This window comes from Streptomyces sp. rh34, from assembly GCF_002551245.1.
In the GTDB taxonomy this organism is placed as follows: Bacteria; Actinomycetota; Actinomycetes; order Streptomycetales; family Streptomycetaceae; genus Streptomyces.
Genome location: NZ_NTGZ01000532.1, coordinates 1 through 1,282 on the forward strand (window position 1 = coordinate 1; position 1,282 = coordinate 1,282).

Here is a 1,282-nt window from a genome sequence, read left to right on the forward strand (position 1 = left end):
AGATGTGTATAAGAGACAGCGGCCCTGGAGCGCGTCACCGCCTTCGGGGCCAACCCCGGCAACCTGAACATGTACGTGCACCGGCCTCCGGCCCTGCCGGCGAACGCACCCGTGGTCGTCGCCCTGCACGGCTGCACCCAGAGCGCGCAGGTGTACTCCGACAACTCCGGGCTCGACACCTTCGCCGACCGCCACGGGTTCCTGGTCGTCTACGCCGAGACCACCACCGCCAACAACGCCAACAAGTGCTTCAACTGGTTCCAGCCGGGCGACACCCGGCGCGGCCAGGGCGAGGCCGCGTCGATCCGGCAGATGGTCGCGCACGCCGCGACCGCCTACGGAACCGACGTCGACCAGGTCCATGTCACGGGGCTCTCGGCGGGTGGGGCGATGACGTCGGTGATGCTCGCCGCCTACCCGGAGGTGTTCGCCGCGGGCGCGGTCGTCGCCGGAATCCCGTACGGCTGCGGAGTCGACGTCGTCTCGGCGTATCGCTGCATGAACCCCGGGACGGACCGCACCCCGGCGGCGTGGGCCCGGGCGGTCCGGGACGCGCACCCCGGTTTCACGGGCCCCTGGCCCCGGGTGGCGATCTGGCACGGGGACGACGACCCGACCGTCGTACCGAGGAACGCCGATGAGCTGCGCGACCAGTGGACCGCGGTGCACGGTCTCGGCCAGTCACCGGACCGGACCTCCACCGTCGGCCCCAACAGCACCCACAGGAGCGAGTACCTGTCGGCCGGGGGCGGGACCGTCGTCGAGGTCAACCGGGTGCCGGGGATCGCTCACGGCACTCCGGTCGATCCGGGCGCCGGCGGCGAGCAGTGCGGCGCCACCGGCACCCAGCACTTCATCGACTCGATCTGCTCCAGCTACTGGATCACCCGCTTCTTCGGCCTGGACGGCGGCACCGCCCCCGAACCGCCCGTGGACCCGCCCACCGAGCCCACCGCGTGCTGGACGGCCGACAACTACGAGCACGTGCGCGCAGGCCGGGCCACCACCACCGGCGGATACGTGTACGCCAAGGGCTCCGGCCAGCACCTGGGCCTCTACAACACCTTCGTGACCCACACCCTCAAGGAGTCTCCGGCGGGCCACTACGTCCTCGCCGACGGCACCTGCCCCTGACACCGCTCACCGACGGAGGCACAGCCATGCCAGTCGCCCCATCGACCGTCCGGCACACCGGATCACGACATGACGCTCCGCGTGGACCGGCCCGCGGCCGGTGGCTGCGCGGCACGGCCGTCGCCGCGGCCGTCCTGACGGCCTGGAC

1 protein-coding gene is annotated in these 1,282 nt (G+C 72.0%); it reads left to right on the forward strand.

Annotated elements, in window-relative coordinates:
* The first annotated feature begins 24 nt into the window (after window positions 1-24).
* Complete coding sequence (locus CR470_RS37990) at window positions 25-1,134, forward strand: extracellular catalytic domain type 1 short-chain-length polyhydroxyalkanoate depolymerase (protein WP_441350791.1); 1,110 nt, start codon at window positions 25-27, stop codon at window positions 1,132-1,134.
* The last annotated feature ends 148 nt before the right edge of the window (window positions 1,135-1,282 follow it).